This is a genomic window from Knoellia sp. AC549 (genome assembly GCF_979258975.1).
Map to the genome: position 1 here is coordinate 2,523,847 of NZ_OZ409890.1, position 21,596 is coordinate 2,545,442.

20 protein-coding genes and 1 pseudogene are annotated in these 21,596 nt (G+C 69.8%); 15 read left to right on the forward strand and 6 right to left on the reverse strand.

Annotation, left to right across the window (positions count from 1 at the left end; genetic code table 11):
• Nucleotides 1–497 precede the first annotated feature (497 nt).
• Both ACZZ98_RS12360 and msrA read right to left on the reverse strand, forming a co-directional pair.
• On the reverse strand, nt 498–1,475 hold the full coding sequence (locus tag ACZZ98_RS12360; RefSeq protein WP_463516517.1) for a hypothetical protein: 978 nt from the start codon (nt 1,473–1,475) through the stop codon (nt 498–500).
• 82 nt (nt 1,476–1,557) lie between these two features.
• Nucleotides 1,558–2,250 carry a peptide-methionine (S)-S-oxide reductase MsrA gene (gene msrA / locus ACZZ98_RS12365; RefSeq protein ID WP_463516518.1) on the reverse strand — a complete coding sequence of 231 codons (693 nt, stop codon included), beginning with the start codon at nt 2,248–2,250 and terminating at the stop codon, nt 1,558–1,560.
• A gap of 144 nt (nt 2,251–2,394) precedes the next feature.
• Between msrA and ACZZ98_RS12370 the strand changes: the two genes are divergently transcribed.
• The 7 genes from ACZZ98_RS12370 to ilvA all read left to right on the forward strand — a co-directional run bounded on the left by ACZZ98_RS12370 (nt 2,395) and on the right by ilvA (nt 9,237).
• Nucleotides 2,395–2,841 carry an MOSC domain-containing protein gene (locus tag ACZZ98_RS12370; protein ID WP_463516519.1) on the forward strand — a complete coding sequence of 149 codons (447 nt, stop codon included), beginning with the start codon at nt 2,395–2,397 and terminating at the stop codon, nt 2,839–2,841.
• A gap of 57 nt (nt 2,842–2,898) precedes the next feature.
• Nucleotides 2,899–4,086, forward strand: a complete 1,188-nt coding sequence (locus tag ACZZ98_RS12375; RefSeq protein ID WP_463516520.1) for a cystathionine gamma-synthase — start codon at nt 2,899–2,901, stop codon at nt 4,084–4,086.
• 1 nt (nt 4,087) lies between these two features.
• The gene (locus ACZZ98_RS12380) at nt 4,088–5,398 is read left to right on the forward strand and encodes a glutamate mutase L (RefSeq protein ID WP_463516521.1); all 1,311 of its coding nucleotides are present in this window, start codon (nt 4,088–4,090) and stop codon (nt 5,396–5,398) included.
• A gap of 143 nt (nt 5,399–5,541) precedes the next feature.
• The gene (locus ACZZ98_RS12385) at nt 5,542–5,883 is read left to right on the forward strand and encodes a VOC family protein (protein WP_463516522.1); all 342 of its coding nucleotides are present in this window, start codon (nt 5,542–5,544) and stop codon (nt 5,881–5,883) included.
• Complete coding sequence (locus tag ACZZ98_RS12390) at nt 5,880–6,848, forward strand: ATP-binding cassette domain-containing protein (protein WP_463516523.1); 969 nt, start codon at nt 5,880–5,882, stop codon at nt 6,846–6,848. Before ACZZ98_RS12385 ends, ACZZ98_RS12390 begins: the two co-directional genes overlap by 4 nt.
• Entirely contained in the window at nt 6,845–7,690 is an 846-nt protein-coding gene (locus ACZZ98_RS12395; protein ID WP_463516524.1) for an ABC transporter permease, read from the forward strand. Before ACZZ98_RS12390 ends, ACZZ98_RS12395 begins: the two co-directional genes overlap by 4 nt.
• Before the next feature lie 308 nt (nt 7,691–7,998).
• Entirely contained in the window at nt 7,999–9,237 is a 1,239-nt protein-coding gene (gene ilvA, locus ACZZ98_RS12400) for a threonine ammonia-lyase (RefSeq protein WP_463516525.1), read from the forward strand.
• Between the two features lie 124 nt (nt 9,238–9,361).
• Here the strand turns inward: ilvA and greA are convergent, their stop codons facing one another.
• Entirely contained in the window at nt 9,362–9,850 is a 489-nt protein-coding gene (greA, locus tag ACZZ98_RS12405; protein WP_380087596.1) for a transcription elongation factor GreA, read from the reverse strand.
• A 189-nt stretch (nt 9,851–10,039) separates the two neighbouring features.
• On the reverse strand, nt 10,040–10,402 hold the full coding sequence (locus tag ACZZ98_RS12410) for a DUF4307 domain-containing protein (protein WP_463516526.1): 363 nt from the start codon (nt 10,400–10,402) through the stop codon (nt 10,040–10,042).
• A gap of 99 nt (nt 10,403–10,501) precedes the next feature.
• On the opposite strand from ACZZ98_RS12410, the gene mca reads away from it, so the two are divergent.
• Nucleotides 10,502–11,443: a mycothiol conjugate amidase Mca gene (mca, locus tag ACZZ98_RS12415; protein ID WP_463516527.1), complete on the forward strand. Its 942-nt coding sequence runs from the start codon at nt 10,502–10,504 to the stop codon at nt 11,441–11,443.
• 230 nt (nt 11,444–11,673) lie between these two features.
• Here mca and trhA read toward each other — a convergent pair whose 3' ends face one another.
• Nucleotides 11,674–12,372, reverse strand: coding sequence for a PAQR family membrane homeostasis protein TrhA (gene trhA / locus ACZZ98_RS12420; protein WP_463516528.1), 699 nt, complete (start codon nt 12,370–12,372; stop codon nt 11,674–11,676).
• 89 nt (nt 12,373–12,461) lie between these two features.
• Between trhA and ACZZ98_RS12425 the strand changes: the two genes are divergently transcribed.
• The 4 genes and pseudogenes from ACZZ98_RS12425 to ACZZ98_RS12440 form a co-directional block, all read left to right on the forward strand.
• A complete protein-coding gene (locus ACZZ98_RS12425) occupies nt 12,462–13,223 on the forward strand; it encodes an isoprenyl transferase (RefSeq protein ID WP_463516529.1) in 762 nt (253 codons plus the stop codon).
• A gap of 436 nt (nt 13,224–13,659) precedes the next feature.
• Nucleotides 13,660–14,985, forward strand: a complete 1,326-nt coding sequence (locus ACZZ98_RS12430; RefSeq protein WP_463517776.1) for a PhoH family protein — start codon at nt 13,660–13,662, stop codon at nt 14,983–14,985.
• A gap of 237 nt (nt 14,986–15,222) precedes the next feature.
• On the forward strand, nt 15,223–16,011 hold the full coding sequence (locus ACZZ98_RS12435; protein WP_463516530.1) for an aggregation-promoting factor C-terminal-like domain-containing protein: 789 nt from the start codon (nt 15,223–15,225) through the stop codon (nt 16,009–16,011).
• A gap of 3 nt (nt 16,012–16,014) precedes the next feature.
• Nucleotides 16,015–16,683: pseudogene (locus tag ACZZ98_RS12440) on the forward strand (HpcH/HpaI aldolase family protein); the annotation flags it as partial.
• 83 nt (nt 16,684–16,766) lie between these two features.
• Here ACZZ98_RS12440 and coaA read toward each other — a convergent pair.
• The gene (coaA, locus tag ACZZ98_RS12445; protein ID WP_463516531.1) at nt 16,767–17,759 is read right to left on the reverse strand and encodes a type I pantothenate kinase; all 993 of its coding nucleotides are present in this window, start codon (nt 17,757–17,759) and stop codon (nt 16,767–16,769) included.
• A 96-nt stretch (nt 17,760–17,855) separates the two neighbouring features.
• Between coaA and glmS the strand changes: the two genes are divergently transcribed.
• Genes glmS through ACZZ98_RS12460 form a run of 3 tightly spaced genes read left to right on the forward strand, consistent with a single transcriptional unit; the run spans nt 17,856 to nt 21,568 of the window.
• Entirely contained in the window at nt 17,856–19,715 is a 1,860-nt protein-coding gene (glmS, locus tag ACZZ98_RS12450) for a glutamine--fructose-6-phosphate transaminase (isomerizing) (RefSeq protein WP_463516532.1), read from the forward strand.
• 1 nt (nt 19,716) lies between these two features.
• The gene (locus ACZZ98_RS12455; RefSeq protein ID WP_380087611.1) at nt 19,717–20,067 is read left to right on the forward strand and encodes a holo-ACP synthase; all 351 of its coding nucleotides are present in this window, start codon (nt 19,717–19,719) and stop codon (nt 20,065–20,067) included.
• A 10-nt stretch (nt 20,068–20,077) separates the two neighbouring features.
• On the forward strand, nt 20,078–21,568 hold the full coding sequence (locus tag ACZZ98_RS12460; protein WP_463516533.1) for a bifunctional ADP-dependent NAD(P)H-hydrate dehydratase/NAD(P)H-hydrate epimerase: 1,491 nt from the start codon (nt 20,078–20,080) through the stop codon (nt 21,566–21,568).
• Nucleotides 21,569–21,596: the final 28 nt, after the last annotated feature.

A 21,596-nucleotide genomic window follows, 5' to 3' on the forward strand; every position in this document is an offset into this window, starting at 1 on the left:
CGAAACCAGCGCGACCCGTTGCCCTCGTCCCCTCCGGGCGAGCACGACCTCGCCGGCGAGCTCTACGCCGGCCGGCTAACGCGAGTCGGTCGTCCGCCTGGCCCACTCGCCATAGATCTCGCAGCTTCTCGACTGGGTGGCCAGCGGGTGCTCGTCGCTTGAGTTCACCGAGCCGTTGAGGCGGACCATCTTGGTGACACGCGAGATGCGTGACGGCATACCCGACTTGCTTCGTTCCGGACGTGGGCCAGGCTGGCGATGCGAAGTCCGTCTGCGCCGGGAGGTTCGCCATCCGATCGTCCCGTCCATCGGGCGAGGAAGCCCGTTCTTGGGCTGTTTGCGCTTCGGGAACGCTGTTATCCCGCATACGGGAACGGCCCAAAAGAGCCTCTGAACTGCAGAATTACCGTTGGAGGGCTCCGTGTAGCCCACTCTGGCGGACTCCGCAACCTGCGCAGGACGCTACTCCCGAAACTCAGCAGTCCCGGCGGCAGGCGTCAACTTCTCGGGTTGTCTGTAGTGGGCAGTGATGCGCCCTCGGCCGAATCACGCACAGGAGCCACTGGATCAGCCCCTGCGTTGATGTAAACCCGCACAATCCGGCCATCGTGCTTTTCGCCATACACCGGGTAGGTCCCATCCCCCCAACCGCTCCCAAAGACAACGCCTGCTCCCGAGTGACCCAGTCGATACGCGAGCTCTCCGTACCCAACCGACAGCGTTGCCCGGCAGGCGCCGTTGTACGAGTACGGAAAATTCGCTGGGGGAGGCGGGTCGGGAACGGCCTCCAGCACTCCAGCTTCGAGCAACTCGTTGGCGGATTTGTCGTAGGGCTTCAGCGGCTCCGCGAATGTCTTGAAGTCGTGGCCAAACCTGTAGGTGGAGCCCGTCTCGATGTCTCTATAGATGCGGTCGTCCTCGAATGGTTCACGCTGCCACTCACTGTCGACGTAGCAAGGATCGGTGATCATGAGCTGACCGCTGTCGACCCCCACGGAGCCGAGGTATTCGACCTCTAACTCAACGACCGGCTCCTCCTCTCGCTCGTGCAGGTAATCGAGGTACTTCCGATCAGCCGGGTCGTTGGGATCGAGTTGCTCCATCGCGAGCATCTGGCGGAAGCCCTTGGTTTGGTCCAGCGTCCTGTTGAGTACAAGTACCTCCTGCCCGAGACGAGCCACCTCGCCCGAGCCTTGCTTGCGATCCTCGGTCAGCCGCAGAATTTCAGTTTCACGGATCGCGATGCGCTCAGCCAGAACCTGCTCCACGACCTCAGGGCTGCGCTTCTCCAGTTCCTGGGCCTTCTCGCGCCACATGTCAGTTTGAGATCTCGCCAAGTCGACCTCGGCCTGCTTCGTGCCGATCGTGGTTTTAAGGTTCTTGAAGTACATCTTCCAAACCGCACCACCCACTAGGACCGCTCCAGCGTTGAGGCCGACCTGGACCCACTCCCCTACAGAATCCGCAAGCGCCATCCCAGTTCCCCCTCAAAGTCAAGGTCCACCCGTAGTGCGAGCAGCCTAGGCGCTCGACCGTGGCACTGCCGGGCTCTTGAGACTAGGCAGGCGGGAGGATGTCGGTCTGCGCCGGGAGGTTCGCGACGCCGATCGGGCAGGTCAGCCCGTTGGGGCCGTGGTTGCAGTAGCCCCCCGGGTTCTTGTGGAGGTACTGCTGGTGGTAGTCCTCGGCGTACCAGAACTCGCCGACGTCCTTGGCCGGCGCGAGCTGGGTGGTGATCGAACCGCCGCCCACGCGGGTCAGCTCACCCTGGAACGCCTCTCGGGTCGCCTTCGCTGCGGCCTCCTGCTCGGGCGTGGTCCAGAAGATCGCGGAGCGGTATGCCGTGCCGATGTCGTTGCCCTGCCGGTTCGCCGTGGTGGGGTCGTGGTTCTCCCAGAAGGCCTTGAGGAGCAGCTCGGGAGAGGTCTGCGCGGGGTCGTAGGCGACGAGGACGGCCTCCGCGTGACCGGTGCGGCCGGTGCAGGTCTCCTCATAGGTCGGGTTCGGCGTGAAGCCACCGATGTAGCCCGCAGCCGTCGTCACGACACCGGGCAGCTGCCAGAAGATGCGCTCGGCGCCCCAGAAGCAGCCCATCGCGACGTAGAGGACCTCCGTGCCGTCAGGCCACGGGCCCTCGAGCGGCGTGCCGAGCACCTCGTGGGTCGTCGGCACGGTGAACGGGCGGGTCTCGCGTCCGGGCAGGGCGTCGGCGGCGGTGGGCATGGTGGTCTTGGCGCGCGAACCGAACATGGAGCTTCTCCTGGGAGGTTCGACAAAAGGGGGTCTGTGGAGTTCAACGTCTGAGCGTTCCCATTCTTCCCCGCCCCCCGTCCGGGGGCGGTCCGAGCGCTCCCCCTGCGGGGCGCCCAAGCACCCAGGGCGAAAGATGGGGGTGTGAGCGAACAGGGAAGTGTCGTCAGCGCGATCCACATCGCGCCCGGGTCGCGACTGCCCGTCAAGGAGGTTGCGACCGTCGAGGCCGAGGAGGGGCGCGGGCTCGTCGGCGACCGCTACCACGGCACCCGCCACCGCCATGTCTCCGTGCAGGCAGCCGGCGACATCGCCGCGGCGAGCGAGGCGCTCGGCGCCGAGATCACCCCCGGCGCTACACGCCGCAACCTGACGCTCACGCCCGGTCCGGTGCCGACCCGCCCGGGCCAGCGGTTCCGCATCGGCTCGGTCGAGCTGCAGGTCGTGCGTCCCGCGGCGCCGTGCCGGATGCTCGACGACTGGATCGGCCCCGGCGCGATGAAGGCCCTGCACGGTCGCGGCGGCGCGGTCTGTCGACTGCTGAGCAGCGGGAGCATCAGTGTCGGAGACCGCCTCGAGGTCCTCGACTGACGGACCCGAGGACCGGCGGCCGACAGCGGACGTGAGCACGCGGCATACCCTGTCGTCATGACTGATGCACCCCTCGGCTTCTCCACCCGCGCCCTCCACGCAGGGCAGGATCCCGACCCCACGACGGGCGCCGTCGTCACCCCGATCTACCAGACGTCGACCTACAAGCAGGACGGGATCGGCGGCTTCCGGAACGGCTACGAGTACAGCCGCAGCGCCAACCCCACCCGCACCGCGCTCGAGACCGGGTTCGCCGCCCTCGAGCAGGGCGAGCGCGGCTTCGCGTTCGCCTCCGGTCTGGCTGCCGAGGACACCGTGCTGCGTGCGCTCCTCAGCCCCGGCGACCACGTCGTCGTCCCCTCGGACGCCTACGGCGGCACCTACCGGCTCTTCAACAAGGTCCTCACGCACTGGGGAGTCGAGCACACCATCGCCGCGATCGCCGACAACGACGCCGTGCGTGCCGCGATCCAGCCGGGGAAGACCCGCATCGTCTGGGTCGAGACGCCGACCAACCCGATGCTCGGCATCGCCGACATCTCCGCCCTCGCCGAGATCGCCCACGAGGCCGGAGCGCTGCTCGTCGTCGACAACACCTTCGCCTCGCCCTACCTCCAGCAGCCGCTCACCGATGGCGCCGACCTCGTCCTGCACTCGACGACGAAGTACTGCGGCGGTCACTCGGACGTCGTCGGCGGGGCCGTCGTCGTCGGGCACGGCGTCACGGTGCCGTGGTTCGACGACGAGTCGGCGAGCGACCGCGTGGCGTTCCACCAGAACTCCATGGGTGCCATCGCCGGCCCGTTCGACTCGTGGGTCGTCCAGCGCGGCCTCAAGACCCTGGCCGTCCGCATGGAGCGGCACTGCGACAACGCCGAGAAGGTCGTGGACTTCCTCCAGAGCCACGACGGCGTCACGGCGGTGCACTACCCGGGTCTGCCCGATCACCCCGGCCACGAGGTCGCCAAGCGCCAGATGAAGCGCTTCGGTGGCATGGTCGCCTTCCGCGTCAAGGGCGGTGAGGACGTCGCCGTCAAGGTGTGCGCCGAGACGACGATCTGGACCCTCGGTGAGTCCCTCGGAGGCGTCGAGTCGCTCATCGAGCACCCCGGTCGCATGACCCACGCGTCCGTCGCGGGCACCGAGCTCGAGGTCCCGAGCGACCTCATCCGGCTCTCCGTCGGCATCGAGGACGTCGAGGACCTCATCGCCGACCTCAAGCAGGCCCTCGACCGACTCACCTGACGTGTCTCGCGTCCTGTGCGTCGACGTGGGTTCGACCTTCACCAAGGCTGTCCTCGTCGACGTGTCGTCGGGGACATTGGTGGGTGCGGCGTCATCCCCGACCACGGTCGGGACCGACGTCATGGACGGAGTCGACGAGGTATGCCGTGAGCTCGCCTGCCACGGACCCGTCACCGAGACCCTCGTGTGCTCGTCCGCAGGCGGCGGGCTGCGCATCGCGGTGGTGGGCTACGAGCGTGAGGTGACGGCCGAGGCCGGGCACCGGGTGGCGCTGTCGGCAGGCGGGCGCGTGGTGCACGTCTCGTCGGGAGCGCTCACCGGTGATGGTGTGCGCGAGCTGCGTGCCGCCGCTCCCGACCTCGTCCTGCTTGTCGGTGGGACGGACGGTGGCAACGCAGATGTGTTGCGGCACAATGCAGCTCGCCTATCCGGTGCTCGCGTGACGATGCCGATCGTCGTGGCGGGCAATGCCGCCGTCGCCCAGGAGGTGTCGGCCGACCTGGCCCGCACCGGTCGGCGTCACAGCGTCACGAGCAACGTGCTGCCCCGGATCGGGGTCATCGCCCCGGATGCCGCCCGCGGGGCAATCCGGGCGGCGTTCCTCGAGCACGTCATCGGCGGCAAGGGCCTGTCGCGCGGTCGCGGGTTCGCCGAGCTCGTGCGTGCGGCCACGCCCGACGCCGTCCTCCGGGGAGTGGAGCTGCTCGCCGACGTGCGGGGCGAGGACGTCATGGTCATCGACATCGGCGGCGCGACGACCGACGTCTACTCGGTGCTCAGGCCCCAGGGTGAGGACGCCGAGATCGAGCGCGACGTCGCCGGTTCGATGTGGCACGAACGCACCGTCGAGGCCGACCTCGGCATGCGGTGGAACGCCCTCGGCATCGTCGAGGCGGCCGAGCGCGAGCACCTCGCGCTGTCGTCCGACACTGCGGCGTATGCCGCCCGCGTGGCCTCCGAGACCGGTCACCGGGCCGCGACGCCGGGGGAGTGGGAGCACGAGACCGAGGTGGCCCGCGTCGCCGCGGTCGTGGCCGCGCGTCGGCACGGGCGCTCGCGCGTCTCCGGTGACCGGCCGCGACCGCTTGCCGACGTCGGGTTGGTCCTCGGGTCGGGCGGCGTGCTGCGCCACGGGCCGGACGCGTTGGTCCGTGGCGTGCTCGGCGCGGTGGTGAGTGACCACGCCGGCGGGTGGACGGTGCCGGCCGCGGCAACGCAAGGCGTCGACACGGCATACGTGCTCTTCGCCTGCGGTCTGCTCGCGGACCCGCACCCGGAGGCCGCGCGCGCCCTCGCCCTGACCATCTCCTGAGAGGGAAGGTCCGGAAAAGGGGTGGGCGGTGTCGGTGGTCCGTCATACGCTCGCAGGCATGAGTGAAGACGCCGCTCCTGTCCGACCCATCCTCGACCTCATCGTCCTCGACTGCCCCGACGCCCTCGCGCTCGCTCGCTTCTATGGCGAGGTCCTCGGCTGGGAAGCTCGAGGACGCCTCCGACCGCGACTGGGCCACCCTCGAGCCGCCGGGAGGCGGTGTCTCGGCCGATCGCCCCGATGGACGCACCACGCTGGCCTTCCAGCGGATCGACGACTGGGCGCCGCCGACGTGGCCCGGAGTTGCGCACCCGCAGCAGTTCCACATCGACCTCGCCGTGCCCGAGATCGCAGCGGCCGAGCCCGCGGTGCTGGCGGCAGGGGCGACCGTCCACGAGCACCAGCCGAGCGAGGACGGCGGCTTCAAGGTCTACCTCGACCCGGCCGGTCACCCGTTCTGCCTCTGCGGCGGGACGAGCTCATGATCGAGCACGTCATCGAGGCCGAGAACCTCGTCAAGAAGTTCGGGGACTTCACCGCCGTCGACGACGTCAGCTTCGCGGTGCCCAAGGGGTCGGTCTTCGGCCTGCTCGGGCCCAACGGCGCAGGCAAGACGACGACCGTCCGGATGATGACCACCTTGGCCAACCCCACGAGTGGGTCGGCCCGGGTCGCCGGCCATGACGTCGTGACGGAGCCTGCTGCCGTCCGCGCCAGCATGGGTCTCACCGCGCAGAGCGCCACCGTCGACGACCTGCTCACCGGGCGCGAGAACCTTCGCCTCATCGGCGACCTCTACGGGCTGGACCGCCGGTTCGTGCGCAAGCGCTCCGACGAGCTGCTCGAGCAGTTCTCGCTCACCGATGCCGGCGACAAGGTCGTCAAGGACTACTCGGGCGGCATGCGCCGACGCATCGACCTCGCGGTGAGCCTCATCGCCCACCCACCGGTCCTCTTCCTCGACGAGCCGACCACCGGCCTCGACCCCCGAAGCCGGGTGGAGCTCTGGGACGTCCTGCGCGACCTCGTGCGAGACGGCACGACCCTCCTGCTCACGACGCAGTACCTCGACGAGGCCGACCAGCTCGCCGACGACATCGTCGTCATCGACAAGGGCAGGATCATCGCCCAGGGCACGCCGCTCGAGCTCAAGAACCAGTCCGGCGCCGCCAGCCTGGTCGTGACGGTGTCGCGCCACGACGAGGTCCACCAGGCGGCCGAGCTGCTCCGCGGAGTCGTCGGCGACGTCCATGTCGACGCCGACGCCCGCAAGCTCACGGCACCGGGCGGGGACGTCGCCGCCCTGACCCGCGTCGCGGGCCAGCTCGATGAGGCCGGCATCGAGGTCGACGACCTCGGCATGCAGCGACCAAGTCTCGATGACGTGTTCCTCGCCCTCACCGGTCACAAGGCAGAAGAGACCAGCAACCAGGAGGAGGTGCCGGCATGAGTGCCGTCACAGAAGCCGCGGTCCTCGACCGCACCGCTCCACGCCCCAGTGGCGCAAGCCAGGTCCGCCAGATCATGACCCTGGTCCGGCGCAACCTCACGCACATCAAGCGCCAGCCCGAGATGCTCACCGACGTGACGATCCAGCCGATCATGTTCGTGCTGCTCTTCGCCTACGTCTTCGGGGGGTCCATCAATGTCCAGGGAGGGGACTACAAGCCGTGGCTCCTGCCCGGGATCATGGCCCAGACGATCGCGTTCAGCGCGTTCATCGTCGCCATCGGGCTCAACACCGACATCGGCAAGGGCATGGTCGACCGGCTGCGGTCGCTTCCGATCCAGCGATCCTCGATCCTCGTCTCCCGGTCCATCGCCGCCCTCATCCACTCGAGCATCGGCGTCGCCGTCATGTCGGTGACCGGGCTGTTCATCGGGTGGCGGATCCATGAGGGGATCCTCAAGGGTCTGCTCAGCTACGGCCTGCTCCTGCTCTTCGGCTTCGCGATGATCTGGGTCGGCATCCTGGTCGGCTCGGCGATGCGTTCGGTCGAGGCGGTCAACGGGTTGATGTTCACCACGATTTTCCCGATCACCTTCCTCTCCAATGCTTTCGCCCCCACCGAGACCATGCCTTCGTGGCTGCGCACCATCGCCGAGTGGAATCCGATCTCCTCCCTCACCCAGGCCATGCGCGACAACTGGGGGGTCGGCGGGTCGGTGCGCGCCGATGCGCCCTGGTCCCTCCAGAACCCGGAGCTCGCCACGATCATCTGGTCGCTCGCGATCACCGCGATCATCGCTCCGTTGGCGGTGCGGGCGTTCAACAAGCGCACCACCGACTGAGACTCCTTCCACCACCAGTCCCTTCCCGTCCGGTCGCTACCAGCCCTCCCGTGCTCTCGATGAGCGCTGTGCACTGCTGCGCCCCACCGAGGCAGTGCACAGCGTGGGTGTGCACGCTGCGCCCCACTGAGGCAGTGCACAGCGTGGGTGTGCACTGCTGCGCCCCACTGAGGCAGTGCACAGCGTGAGTGTGCACTGCTGCGCCCCACCGAGGCAGTGCACAGCGTAGGTGTGCACTGCTCCGCCCCACCGCAGCAATGCACACGGGCGGGGGCAGGTGATGGCGCAGGGGTCGATACCCTCGCGCCATGACACCCACATCGTCGTCGGTGACGGTGGCCGAGATCCGCGCCGCCGCTGACCTGCTGTCCACCGTCATTGCTCCGACACCCATGGAGTTCAACCGCGGCCTGTCGGAGCGAGTCGGTGCCGACGTCTACCTCAAGTGCGAGAACCTCCAACGGGCCGGATCCTTCAAGATCCGGGGCGCCTACAACCGGATGTTCCACCTCACTCCTGACGAGAAGGCCCGCGGTGTCGTCGCCGCGAGCGCCGGCAACCATGCGCAGGGCGTCGCCCTCGCCGGCCAGATGCTCGGCATCGCGGTCAAGGTCTACATGCCCGTGCGCGCTCCTATGCCCAAGGTGCAGGCGACCAAGGCCTACGGCGCCACGATCGAGCAGGTCGGAGAGACCCTCGACGAGAGCCTCGTCCATGCCCGGGCCTGGGCGCAGGAGACGGGAGCCGTCCTCATCCACCCCTTCGACCACGACGACATCGTCGCGGGACAGGGCACCTGCGGACTCGAGATCCTCGAGCAGTGCCCCGACGTCAGGACCATCGTCGTCGGGCTCGGTGGCGGGGGCCTGCTCGCTGGCATCGCCGTGGCCATGCGCGAGCTCAAGCCCGATGTCCGCATCATCGGCGTCCAGGCCGAGCAGGCCGCGGCATACCCGGCCTCGCTGGCCGCGGGGCACCCGCTGGCCGCAGGCAAGATGTCGACCATGGCCGACGGCATCGCCGTCGGGTTGCCGGGCGACGTGACGTTCCCCCTGGTGCGTGACCTCGTCGACAGCGTCGAGACGGTGAGCGAGGGCGGCATGTCCCGGGCGCTGCTCTTCATCCTCGAGCGCGCCAAGCTCGTCGTCGAGCCGGCCGGCGCCTCCGCGGTCGGCTGGCTGCTTGAGAACGCCGGCACGGACGAGATCGAGGGGCCGGTCGTCGCGGTCCTCTCCGGTGGCAACATCGACCCGCTGCTCATGCTGCGGATCATCCGTCACGGGCTCGTCGCCGCCGGTCGGTACCTCCAGTTCTCGGTGCGCGTCCCGGACACCCCGGGCTCCCTGGCCGCGATCCTCGCCGACTGCGCCGGGGTCGACGCCAACATCCTCGAGATCGAGCACATCCGCACCGGGCCGCGGATCAACGTCGACGAGGTCGAGATCGCACTGCGCCTCGAGACCCGTGGTCCAGAGCACTGCGAGCGCGTCCTGGTGGCCATGCGTGCCAAGGGCTACACCGTCATCCACGACGGAGTGCACGCCTGAAGCCCGAGCCACGACGCGGCCACCCCACACACCTGTCCCGAGCTCACCCGGTTGGACGGTTGGGGACGCGAGAAGGGCGCTCCCCCCGTGACGGGGAGCGCCCTTCTCGGGTCAGATCAACCGGTCAGCCGGTGTAGGGCTTGGCCGAGAGGATCTTGACGTCGATCTGCTTGCCGTTGGGCGCCTCGTAGCTCGTCTCGTCGCCGGCCTTCTTGCCGTTGACGGCTGAGCCGATGGGCGACTGCTCGCTGTAGACGGTGAGGGACCCGTCGGCGATCTCGCGCGAACCCAGGAGGAAGGTCTCCTCGTCGCCGAACATCTCGACGGTGACGAGCATGCCGGGCTCCACGATGCCGTCGTCGGGAGGGGTCTCACCGATGATGGCGCGGTCGAGCAGCTGGGTGAGCTGGCGGATGCGGGCCTCGTTCTTGCCCTGCTCCTCGCGGGCTGCGTGGTAGCCGCCGTTCTCCTTGAGGTCGCCCTCTTCGCGGGCGGCCTCGATCTTGGCGACGATGTCCGCACGACCCGGGCCGGAAAGCTCGTCGAGCTCGGCCTTGAGGCGGTCGAACGCCTCCTGGGTCAGGTAGCTCGTCTTGACGACGGTCTCGCTCACTGAAGTTCACTCCTCGGGTGCCCCAGACCGGGGCGACGGAAGCCGCCGCGGCGTGGGGGTGATGGTCCTACGTGAAAGGGCCCGGGGCTGAACCTCATGCGGTTCGGTGGCCCCAGACCCGTTGCTGGAAAGGACAAGGATAGCAACGTCCCTGCAGGAAAGCACGTCGTCGTGCGGGCGCGGCCGCGATCAGGGAACGCGCACGCAGGAGGACACGACCCCCGTGACCGCTCGCGCGCTCGTGCGCACCGTCACCTCACGGTGCACCGACTCGGCTCCTGCCGGGACGTCGTCGGTGACGGTGCCGACGCGTCCGTGCCGGACGTCCTGCGCCTCGATGGTGCATCGCACGGCGGCGCCGTCGGGCCGGTGCACGTCGTAGCCCACGCTCATCTCCGAGTCGCTCTGCACGTCGTAGGTCGTGACGACCGCCTCGAGCGCGTTCGCCGAGGCGAGCGCGAACCACACGATGAACCCCACCATGACCGAGCTGCCGATGATGCCGACGACCCACCACCGGGCGGTGCCGGGGGCAGGGCGGGGGAGTGGCATCGGAGTCCTGGGTCGAAGGTGGCGGCGGAGGCGGTGAGTGCGAAGATGATTTCAGCCCATTGTCGCCTGTGCGCCCGAACCGATCTCGAAGGACCCCCTGTGGCAGAACGCCTCCGTCTCATGTGTGTGCACGCGCACCCCGACGACGAGTCGAGCAAGGGTGCGCCTGTCATGGCGAAGTACGTCGACGAGGGGCACGACGTCCTCGTCGTGTCGTGCACCGGCGGCGAGCGCGGAGACGTGCTCAACCCGAAGCTGGCCGACGACCCGCACATCCTGCGTGACCTCGCCCAGGTGCGTCGCGACGAGATGAAGCGCGCCCAGGAGATCCTCGGCGTCCAGCACACCTGGCTCGGCTTCGTCGACTCGGGCCTGCCCGAGGGTGACCCCCTGCCGCCGCTGCCCGAGGGCTGCTTCGCCCTCGAGCCGGTCGAGGTCACGGCCGAGGCCCTCGTGCGCGAGATCCGGCGCTTCCGACCTCACGTCATGACGACCTACGACGAGAACGGTGGCTACCCCCACCCGGACCACATCATGTGCCACACCGTGTCGATGGCGGCGTTCGAAGCGGCCGGTGACCCCACGGCATACCCCAGTGCAGGGAAGCCGTGGCAGCCCCTCAAGATCTACTACAACCAGACGTTCAGCCGTGGTCGCGTGGTCGCCTTCCACGAGGCGCTCACCGCTCTCGGTGAGGAGAGCCCGTATGCCGCGTGGCTGGAGAACTGGGACCCCGCGCGTGAGCGTGAGATCACCACGCGGATCAGGTGCGACGAGTGGTTCGACCGGCGCGACGAGGCGCTGCTCGCCCACGCGACCCAGGTCGACCCCGACGGCAACTTCTTCAAGGTCTCCCGCGAGGAACAGGCGCGGGTCTGGCCGTGGGAGGACTACGAGGCCGGGTTGTCCTTCATCCCCATCGCGGAGGGTGAGGACGACCTCTTCGCCGGGATCCCCGCTGACGTGACCGAGGCGGATGCGCTCGCGACGTCCGGGACCCTCACGATCGCGCACGACGGACGCAAGGAGCGCACCGCATGATCATGTCGATGCTGACCGAGGTCGTCCTGCTCCCGATCTCGGTGACGCCCAGTCCGAGCCCGAGCACGGCGACCGAGGGCACGCCGAGCCAGCAGGCGGCACCTGGGCTCTGGGCGTTCGCCGCGTTCCTCTTCCTCGCGATCGCGCTGTGGCTGCTCATGCGCAACATGAACGCGCGGATGCGCCGGATGTCCTATCGCCAGAAGGCCACGGAGGCAGCGACCGGCGCCTCAGGCCCGGTCGTAGAGCGCGATGGACGCGGCGATGTAGTGGACGATGAACGCGAGGATCGTCAGGGTGTGGAAGATCTCGTGGAACCCGAACCACCGGGGAGACGGGTTGGGTCGCTTGATCCCGTAGACGATGGCGCCGAGCGTGTAGAGCGCCCCACCGACGATGACCAGGGTCACGACCGTGGTCCCGGCGTGGCGAAGTAGCGGGCCGAGGAAGAAGACGGCGACCGACCCGAGCGCGACGTAGACGGGCACGTAGAGCCAGCGCGGGGCGTGGATCCACACGAGGCGGAAAGCGACCCCGAGGAGAGCCCCACCCCAGACGACCGCGAGCAGTGTGGTCGCCTGGTCGCGCGGGAGCAGCAGGGCGAACGGCGTGTAGCTGCCGGCGATGATGAGGAAGATGTTGGAGTGGTCGATCCGCTTCAGCGCCGTGCCCCACCGCGGTGACCACGTGCCGCGGTGGTAGACCGCCGACATCGCGAAGAGGAGCACGGCGGTCAGGGTGAAGACGGCCGCCGAGGCCCTGGCCTGCACCGTGTCACCGAGGACGACGAGGACGAGGCCACCGATGAAGGCGATCGGGGCCATGGCGAGGTGGAGCCAGCCGCGCAGCTTGGGCTTGACGACCTCGAGCACCGCATCGACGCGCTCTTCGAGGGCGTCGATGGTGCGGGGCTCACGGCTCTGTTCCATAACCCGCTCAACGATACCTACGTCTGCGTAGGTTCCGGGGCGAGGAGGTGGTCTGCGTCTCGTCGTGCGCCCAGCGGTACGGTGACCGCATGGCGCTCACCGATGTCCTCTATGCGGCATACGAGCGTCGACTGACCAAGCGCCTGCCTCCCGAGAGCGTCCCCCGCCACGTCGGCGTGATGCTCGACGGCAACCGTCGGTGGGCGAGGGCGCGGGGGGCCGGCACCAGCGAGGGGCACCAGGCCGGCGCCGACAACATCGCCAACTTCCTGGCGTGGTGCGAGGAGGTCGGGGTCGAGGTCGTGACCCTGTGGCTCCTCTCGACCGACAACCTCAGTCGCGCCGAGTCCGAGCTGCGCCCACTGCTCGGCATCATCGAGCGAGCCGTCGACGAGCTCGCCGACACGCGACAGTGGCGGCTGCACCCCGTCGGTGCCCTCTCACTCCTGCCGACCGCCACCCGGGAGCGGCTCGAGGCCTCGGCGGCCCGCACGGCCGACGTGGAGGGGCTGCTCGTCAACATCGCCGTCGGGTACGGCGGCCGTCGCGAGATCGCCGACGCCGTGCGCTCCCTGCTCCTTGAGCACGCGGACCGCGGCACGAGCATCGAGGAGCTGGCCGAGATCCTCGACGTCGAGCACATCGCCGACCACCTCTACACCAAGGGGCAGCCCGACCCGGATCTCGTCATCCGCACGTCGGGGGAGCAGCGGCTCGGTGGCTTCCTGCTCTGGCAGAGCGCCCACTCCGAGTTCTACTTCTGCGAGGCCTACTGGCCCGACTTCCGCAAGGTCGACTTCCTGCGGGCGCTGCGGGCGTACGGCGAGCGACAGCGCCGCTTCGGCGCCTGATCCGCCGCCTGATCCGCCGCGGTGAAGTGCTCACTTCCGTCGCACCCGTCACGCCTGTCCCGTGAGTCACGCGAGCCACGTGAAGGCCGGGTGAACACCTCGACACGCCGACCGTGCGTGGGGCTGTTGAGGGTGACCCGGTCGTAGCGTCGCGAGTAGCACGTCACCCGACGTGTTTCGGGAGGTCCATCGCATGGAGCACACCACGGCTCCGACGGGAGGGACCGGTCCCGGCTCCCTGCTCGTGGCAGTGGGCCGACCGGGATCCACACCTTCGAGTCAGCGCACCTCATGATCGTGCGCGCCTAGGAGCCCCGCCGTGGCCACACCCTCGCGTTCCACCGCAGCCTTCCCGACGACCACCGCCGGGAACACCCGGCAGCGCCAGCGCACGAGCGGGACGGGGGCGACCGAACCGGACGCCGCCGACACCACGATCACGGGTCACCTGGACGTCGAGGAGCCGGAGAACCGGACCTATGTCCTCGACACCTCGGTCCTGCTCTCCGACCCCCGCGCGATCCTGCGGTTCAAGGAGCACGAGGTCGTCCTGCCGATCGTCGTGATCACCGAGCTGGAGGGCAAGCGGCACCACCCCGAGCTGGGCTTCTTCGCCCGCACGGCGCTGCGGCTGCTGGACGACCTGCGGATCACGGCCGGCCGGCTCGATGCCCCGGTGCCCGTCGGCGACGAGGGTGGCACCCTGCGGGTCGAGCTCAACCACACCGACCCGTCGTCGCTGCCCGCCGGGTTCCGACTGGGCGACAACGACACCCGCATCCTCTCGGTCGCCAAGAACCTCTCCAACGAAGGGCGCCTCGTCACGATCGTCAGCAAGGACCTGCCGATGCGGGTCAAGGCCTCGGCCTGTGGCATGGAGGCCCAGGAGTACCGCGCCGAGCTCGCGGTCGACTCGGGCTGGACCGGCATGTCCGAGGTCAACGTGAGCGTCGAGGAGATGGACCACCTCTACGAGTACGGCCGCCTCGAGCACCTCGGCGCGGCCGAGCTGCCCTGCCACACCGGTCTCAAGCTGCTCTCGCCCCGGGGCAGCGGCCTGGGTCGGGTCGGCGCCGACAAGCAGGTGCGGCTGGTCAAGGGTGACCGCGACGCCTTCGGCCTCCACGGTCGCAGCGCCGAGCAGCGCATCGCCCTCGACATCCTGCTCGACCCCGACATCGGCATCGTCAGCCTCGGTGGCCGTGCAGGGACCGGCAAGTCGGCCCTGGCCCTCTGCGCCGGCCTCGAGGCCGTCATGGAGCGCCGGCAGCAGCGCAAGGTGGTCGTCTTCCGACCCCTGTATGCCGTGGGCGGCCAGGAGCTCGGCTACCTGCCCGGCTCGGAGTCGGAGAAGATGAACCCGTGGGGCCAGGCGGTCTTCGACACGTTGTCGGCGCTCGTCTCGCGCGAGGTCGTCGAGGAGGTCCTCGACCGCGGCATGCTCGAGGTCCTGCCACTGACCCACATCCGCGGCCGCTCGCTCCACGACGCCTTCGTCATCGTCGACGAGGCCCAGTCGCTCGAGCGCAACGTCCTCCTCACGGTCCTCTCCCGGATCGGCCAGAACTCCAAGGTCGTCATGACGCACGACGTGGCCCAGCGCGACAACCTCCGGGTCGGTCGGCACGACGGCGTCGCCGCGGTCATCGAGAAGCTCAAGGGCCACCCGCTCTTCGCCCACGTCACGTTGACGCGCAGCGAGCGCAGCCCCATCGCCGCCCTCGTCACAGACCTGCTCGAGCAGGAGCACGGGGACCTCTGAGGCCCGCGAGCCCTCAGGCTCGACACGTCGGTATGCCGTCCGCTCACCCGAGCGGGCGGCATACCCGGCTGTCGTGCTGGGCTGCCCGACCTCGTCCAGCCCAGAGGGCCCGGTTTGGCCATCGGCGCGGCATCGCGTAAATTGGTCTCGATTTGGTAACGCAGCCCGACTGCCCCGTCAGCCGGGCTGTTGTGCGTCTGCCGTCACCGTCGTGATCTCTGGAAGGAACGCCCCCGTATGAGCAGGTACCGCGGAACCCACCGCGGGCGCCACGCCCGTCCATCCGAGGGACCTCTGACGCGGGCGCTCGGTGTCGCGCGTCGTCCAGCCGTGACGGCTGGGTTGGCGCTCGCTCTCTTGGGCACCGGAGCGGTCGGGGTTGGCAGCAACGACGCCGTCGCGGACTCGGAGCCGTTCACCCTCAGCGCCGCCGCGATGAGCCAGGCCGCGACCGCCGCCAAGGAGAGATTCGCCGACAGCTCGCGCATCTCGAGCGAGCGGGCCGGAGTCAACGCGCAGCGTGCCGCGCTCGATGCCAAGGCGCAGGCCGAGGCCAAGGCCCGGGCCGACGCCGCGGCCAAGGCCGCCAAGGCCAAGGCTGACGCCGCCGCCAAGGTCGCTCGGGCCAAGGCTGCGGAGGTGGCCAAGGCGCGTGTCGCCGCAGCCCAGAAGGCCGCTCGTGACAAGCAGCGGGCATCGCTCATCGCCGGCGCCCAGGCCGATCCCCGCTCGGCCGCGCGAGCGCTGATGTCCGACTACGGCTTCTCGAGCGAGCGCCAGTGGAACTGCCTCAACCTCCTGTGGGAGGGCGAGAGCTCATGGGACTACACCGCCGAGAACCCGTCATCGGGTGCCTACGGCATCCCGCAGAGCCTGCCGGCGCGCAAGATGGCGAGCGCGGGCGCCGACTACCGCACCAACCCGGTCACCCAGATCAAGTGGGGCCTGGACTACATCAAGCAGTCCTACGGCACGCCCTGTGGCGCGTGGGAGTTCTGGAACGACCGCTTCCCCCACTGGTACTGAGTCATGGGCGCACTCGCGTCCGGCTCCAGCGGCATCTGGTGCTCGGTCAGCAGCCCGGCGGTCGTCGGCCTGCTTGCGCGCTCTGCTGCCGACTGGGTCGCCCTTGACGCCCAGCACGGTGAGTTCGACCGCCGTGCCCTGCTCGAGGTGGGCCGGACCCTGAGCGCCGACGGGCACTCCTTCGCGGTGCGGGTGGCCCGGGTGGATGCCGGCGACATCGGCTTCGCCCTGGACGTCGGCGCGTCGACCGTCGTGGTCCCCCTCGTCGACACGGTCGACGATGCGCGCCTCGCGGTGGCGGCCGCGCACTACCCGCCGACGGGGCACCGCAGCTGGGGGCCACTGGCACCGCTGTGGGGTCAGCAGGCGCCCGGTCCGGAGCAGTCGGGAACGCAGGTGGCCGTCATGGTCGAGTCCGAGCTCGCCCTGTCGAACGTCGACGCCATCGCCGCCGTCCCCGGCGTGGACCTCCTCTTCGTCGGCCCCTTCGACCTGGCGCTCTCGCTGGGGACCTCGGTGGACGACCTGCTCGCCGACGCCGACGGGCCCCTGTCGACGGTGCGACGCGCCGCCGAGAGAGCGGGCATCGGGGTCGCTGCTTTCGCAGGGACCCCCGAGCGGGCTCGCGTCCTCCGCGAACGGGGCTACGACTGCCTCGCGGTCACGACCGACACCGCGGTCGTCGCGGCCGGGACCGAGACCCTGCTCGACCGGGAGCTGACCTGCCCTGTCCTTGAGCACGGCCCCGGGCCGGCTCAGAGACGACGCAGGCGGATGTTGGTCACCGCGTGGTCGGCGCCCTTGGTCAGCACCAGAGTGGCCCGATCGCGCGTGGGGAGAACGTTCCTCAGCAGGTTCGGCTCGTTGATCCGCTCCCAGATCCCGGCGGCGGTCTCGCGTGCCTCGGCGTCGGTGAGCGCCGCGTAGCGATGGAAGTACGACTCCGGGTCCGCGAAGGCCGTCTCGCGCAGCCGCAGGAAACGCTCGACGTACCACGTGCGCAGCTGGTCCACGGGGGCGTCGACGTAGACCGAGAAGTCGAAGTAGTCCGAGAGCACCTGACGGGTGCGGCGGTCCGAGCGCACCGTCGCTGGCTGGAGCACGTTGAGGCCCTCGACGATGAGCACGTCAGGCTGGTCCACGACGATCTCGGCCCCGGGGACGATGTCGTAGGTGAGGTGCGAGTAGACCGGCGCGACGACACCCGGCATACCCGATTTCACGTCTGCGACGAAGCGGAGGAGGGCACGCCGGTCATAGGACTCGGGGAACCCCTTGCGCTGCAGCAGCCCTCGGGCCTCGAGGTCGGCGTTCGGTCGTAGGAAGCCGTCCGTCGTGATGAGGTCCACGCGCGGCGTCTGCGGCCAGCGGCGCAGCAGCTCACGCAGCACGCGTGCCGTCGTCGACTTGCCGACCGCGACGGATCCGGCGATGCCGATGACGAACGGCACCTTGGCCGGCCGGTCGCCGAGGAAGTCGGTCGTGACCCGGTGCAACCCGGCGGTCGCGTTGACGTAGAAGGCGAGCAGCCGCGACAGGGGGAGGTAGACCTGCTCCACCTCGCGCAGGTCGACCCGGTCGCCGAGCCCTCTCACCCGGGCGATGTCAGCGGGGGTGAGGCTCAACGGGTGGTTGTCTCGCCGCGCCGCCCAGTCGTCGCGGGTGAAGTCGAGGTAGGGCGACGGCACGGAGACCGTCGGCTCGGACCCGGACGGAGGCACTACGGGCGTGGCAGGCACGCGCGCCATTGTGGCCTACGGCGGCATCCGCGGGCGGCATACGCGGGGGGTGGTGCGCGGCGCTGCGGTTCGGGGCGCGCGACCCCAGCCATTACGCTTGCGGCCATGTGCGGAATCGTCGGATACGTCGGCAGTGCCATGGATGAGCGCGCCGAGAGCGTGGTCATGGAGGGGCTGGCTCGCCTGGAGTACCGCGGCTACGACTCGGCCGGCATCGCCCTCGTCACTGACGGTGGCATCCGCTCCGAGAAGCGGGCCGGCAAGCTCGAGAACCTCCGGGGCGCCATCGAGGCACAGCCGCTCGCCGGGTCGCGGACGGCCATCGGCCACACGAGGTGGGCCACGCACGGTGGTCCGACCGACGGCAACGCCCACCCGCACCACGGTGGTGACGACGGCAAGCTCGCCCTGATCCACAACGGCATCATCGAGAACTTCCACTCGCTCAAGAAGGAGCTCCTGGCGCAGGGCGTCGACTTCCTCAGCGAGACCGACACCGAGGTCGCTGCCAAGCTCGTCGGGCGCGCCTTCGACGAGACCGGTGACCTCACCAAGGCCATGCAGGTGGTCGTCAACCGTCTCGAGGGTGCGTTCACCCTCCTCGCCGTCCACGCCGACCAGCCGGGAGTCGTCGTCGGCGCCCGCCGCAACAGCCCGCTCGTCGTGGGCCTCGGCGAGGGCGAGAACTTCCTCGGCTCCGACGTCGCCGCCTTCATCGGCTACACCCGGCACGCCCTCGAGCTCGGGCAGGACCAGATCGTCACGATCACCCCCGAGCGCCACGAGGTCATCGGCTTCGACGGCGCGCCTGCCGAGGGCAAGGCCTACGAGGTCACCTGGGACGCCGCTGCCGCCGAGAAGGGCGGCTACGCGACGTTCATGGAGAAGGAGATCTTCGACCAGCCGCACGCCGTCGGCGACACCCTCCTGGGTCGCACCGACGAGAGCGGCGCCCTCGTCCTCGACGAGCTCCGCATCAGCGAGGAGCAGCTGGGCAACGTCGACCGCATCACCGTCGTCGCCTGCGGCACGGCCGCCTACGCCGGCATGGTCGCGAAGTACGCCATCGAGCACTGGACCCGCATCCCCGTCGAGGTGACGCTCGCGCACGAGTTCCGCTACAGCGACCCCATCGTCAACGAGCGCAGCCTCGTCGTCTCGATCAGCCAGTCCGGCGAGACCATGGACACGCTCATGGCCGTCAAGCACGCCCGCGAGCTCGGCGCCCTGACGATCTCGGTGTGCAACACGCACGGCTCGACGATCCCGCGCGAGTCCGACGCCGTCCTCTACACCCACGCCGGACCCGAGATCGCGGTCGCCTCGACCAAGGCCTTCCTCGCCCAGATCACCGCCTGCTACGTCCTCGGCCTCTATCTCGCGCAGCTGCGCGGTGGCACCTTCGCCGACGACGCGCAGGCCGTGATGAAGGAGCTGCACGAGGTCCCCGCCAAGATCGAGGAGCTCCTCGGCACGATGGACCGGGTCCAGGAGATCGCCCGCTTCATGGCCGACACCCGCTCGGTGCTCTTCCTCGGCCGCAACGTCGGCTTCCCCGTCGCCATGGAGGGCGCGCTCAAGCTCAAGGAGCTCGCCTACATCCACGCCGAGGGCTTCGCCGCGGGCGAGCTCAAGCACGGCCCGATCGCACTCATCGAGCCGGGCCTCCCGGTCTTCGTCGTCGTGCCGGGCCCCGACAGCCCCCACGACCTGCACAAGAAGGTCGTCTCCAACATCCAGGAGATCCGCGCCCGCGGCGCCCGCACCATCGTCATCGCGCAGGAGGGTGACGAGGACGTCGTGCCGTTCGCGGACGAGGTCATCCGCGTCCCGCAGACCTCACCGCTGCTCCAGCCGCTGCTCACCGTGGTGCCGCTCCAGGTCTTCGCCCTTCACCTCTCGACGGCCAAGGGCCTCGACGTCGACCAGCCGCGGAACCTCGCCAAGAGCGTCACGGTCGAGTGACGTGATCGTCGGCACCGGGATCGACGTCGTCGACATCGCGCGCTTCGCCGAGACGATCGAGCGCACGCCGGGGTTGCTCACCCGCCTCTTCACCGAGAGCGAGCGGGGACTGCCGATGCGCTCTCTCGCAGCACGGTTCGCCGCCAAGGAGGCGTTGGCCAAGGCACTCGGAGCGCCCGTCGGCCTCGCCTGGACCGACGCCACCGTCGTCCGCGACGAGACCGGCCGACCGAGCATCGAGATGACCGGCACGGTTGCCGCGCGCGCCGCCGAGCTGGGCGTGGAGCGCATGCACGTGTCCCTGTCCCACGACGCGGGGATCGCCTCCGCCATCGTCATCGCCGAGTCTTGAGGAAGCCCCTGTGATCGAGGCCTGGTCGCCCGAGGACGTGTATGCCGCCGAGGCGGCTCTCGAGCACGAGCTGGCTTCCGGGGAGCTCATGGCCCGAGCCGTCGAGGGACTCGCCGAGGTCGTGGCCGCTCGCGTCTCGCAGCTGGACGCCGAGACGGTCGTCGCCCTCGTGGGCGGCGGGAACAACGGAGCAGACGCCCTGTATGCCGTGGCGCAGCTCGCCGAGTCCGGCGTGAGCTGCGCTGCGGCACTGGACCCCTCGCGCGTGCACGAGGGGGCGCTCGAGGCAGCGCGGGAGGCCGGGGTCGTGCTCGTGTCCGGGGCCGAGGCGCTGGAGAGCATCGCCGAGGCCGACATCGTCCTCGACGGCATCGTCGGCCTCGGAGGTCGCCCGGGTCTGCCCGCTGTCGCGGCGTCCTGGGTCGCGGCGATCCCTGACGACGCGCACGTCATCGCCGTCGACCTGCCCTCCGGGCAGGCCGCCGACGGCACCGCCTTCGACCCCGACGGGGTCCTTGCAGACGAGACCGTGACCTTCTCGGTGGCCAAGCCCGTCCACCTGCTGCCCCCGACCGAGCAGGCCTGTGGCGCCCTCACGGTCGTCGACATCGGATTGACCTTCGACACCGGGCCGGCCGTCGTCCGCCTCACCTTCGACGACGTCGCGGAAGCCTGGCCGGTGCCGGGGCCGGACGACGACAAGTACTCCCGCGGCGTCGTCGGGATCGTCGCCGGTGGTGAGAACTACTCGGGCGCAGCGGTTCTCGCCGTCACGGCTGCTGTCGAGGCGGGTGCGGGCATGGTGCGCTACGTCGGCACGCCCACGCCCGAAGGGCTCGTCCGTGCCGCCGTCCCCGAGGCCGTCCACGGTGAAGGTCGGGTCCAGGCGTGGGTCGTCGGACCCGGGCTCGACGTCACGTCGACCCGGCGCGACGCGACGACTCAGCTCGACGTCGCCCGGGCAGCACTCGCGGGGGAGCAGCCCGTCCTCGTCGACGCGGGTGGGCTCGACCTCCTCGACGACGACGTCGTCGAGTCACGCCGCGGTCGGCCAACCCTCCTCACCCCCCACGCCGGCGAGCTCGCGACCCTGCTCACCCGTCTCGGCGCGGGTCGCCGTTCGCGCAAGAGCGTCACCGTCGAGCGATCCTCCGTCGAGGCCGAGCCACTCCGCCACGCCCGGGCCCTCGCCGAGCGCACCGGCATGACGGTGCTGCTCAAGGGCTTCACGACCCTCGTCGTGCCTGCGGACCCGGGCGAACCCGTGCGCTCGCAGGCCGACGCGCCCCCCTGGCTGGCGACCGCCGGCGCCGGCGACGTGCTCGCCGGGCTGATGGGCACCCTCCTCGCCGCAGGTCTCGACCCGGCCGACGCCGGCGCGCTCGGGGCCCTCGTCCACGGTGTCGCCGCAGACCGGGCCAGCGCGGGAGGTCCGGTGCGAGCGCTCCGGGTGGCACACGGCATACCCGAGGCAGTGGCGCACCTGCTCACCCGAAGGTGAGCGCGGGCGCCGCCCGCCTAGACTTGAC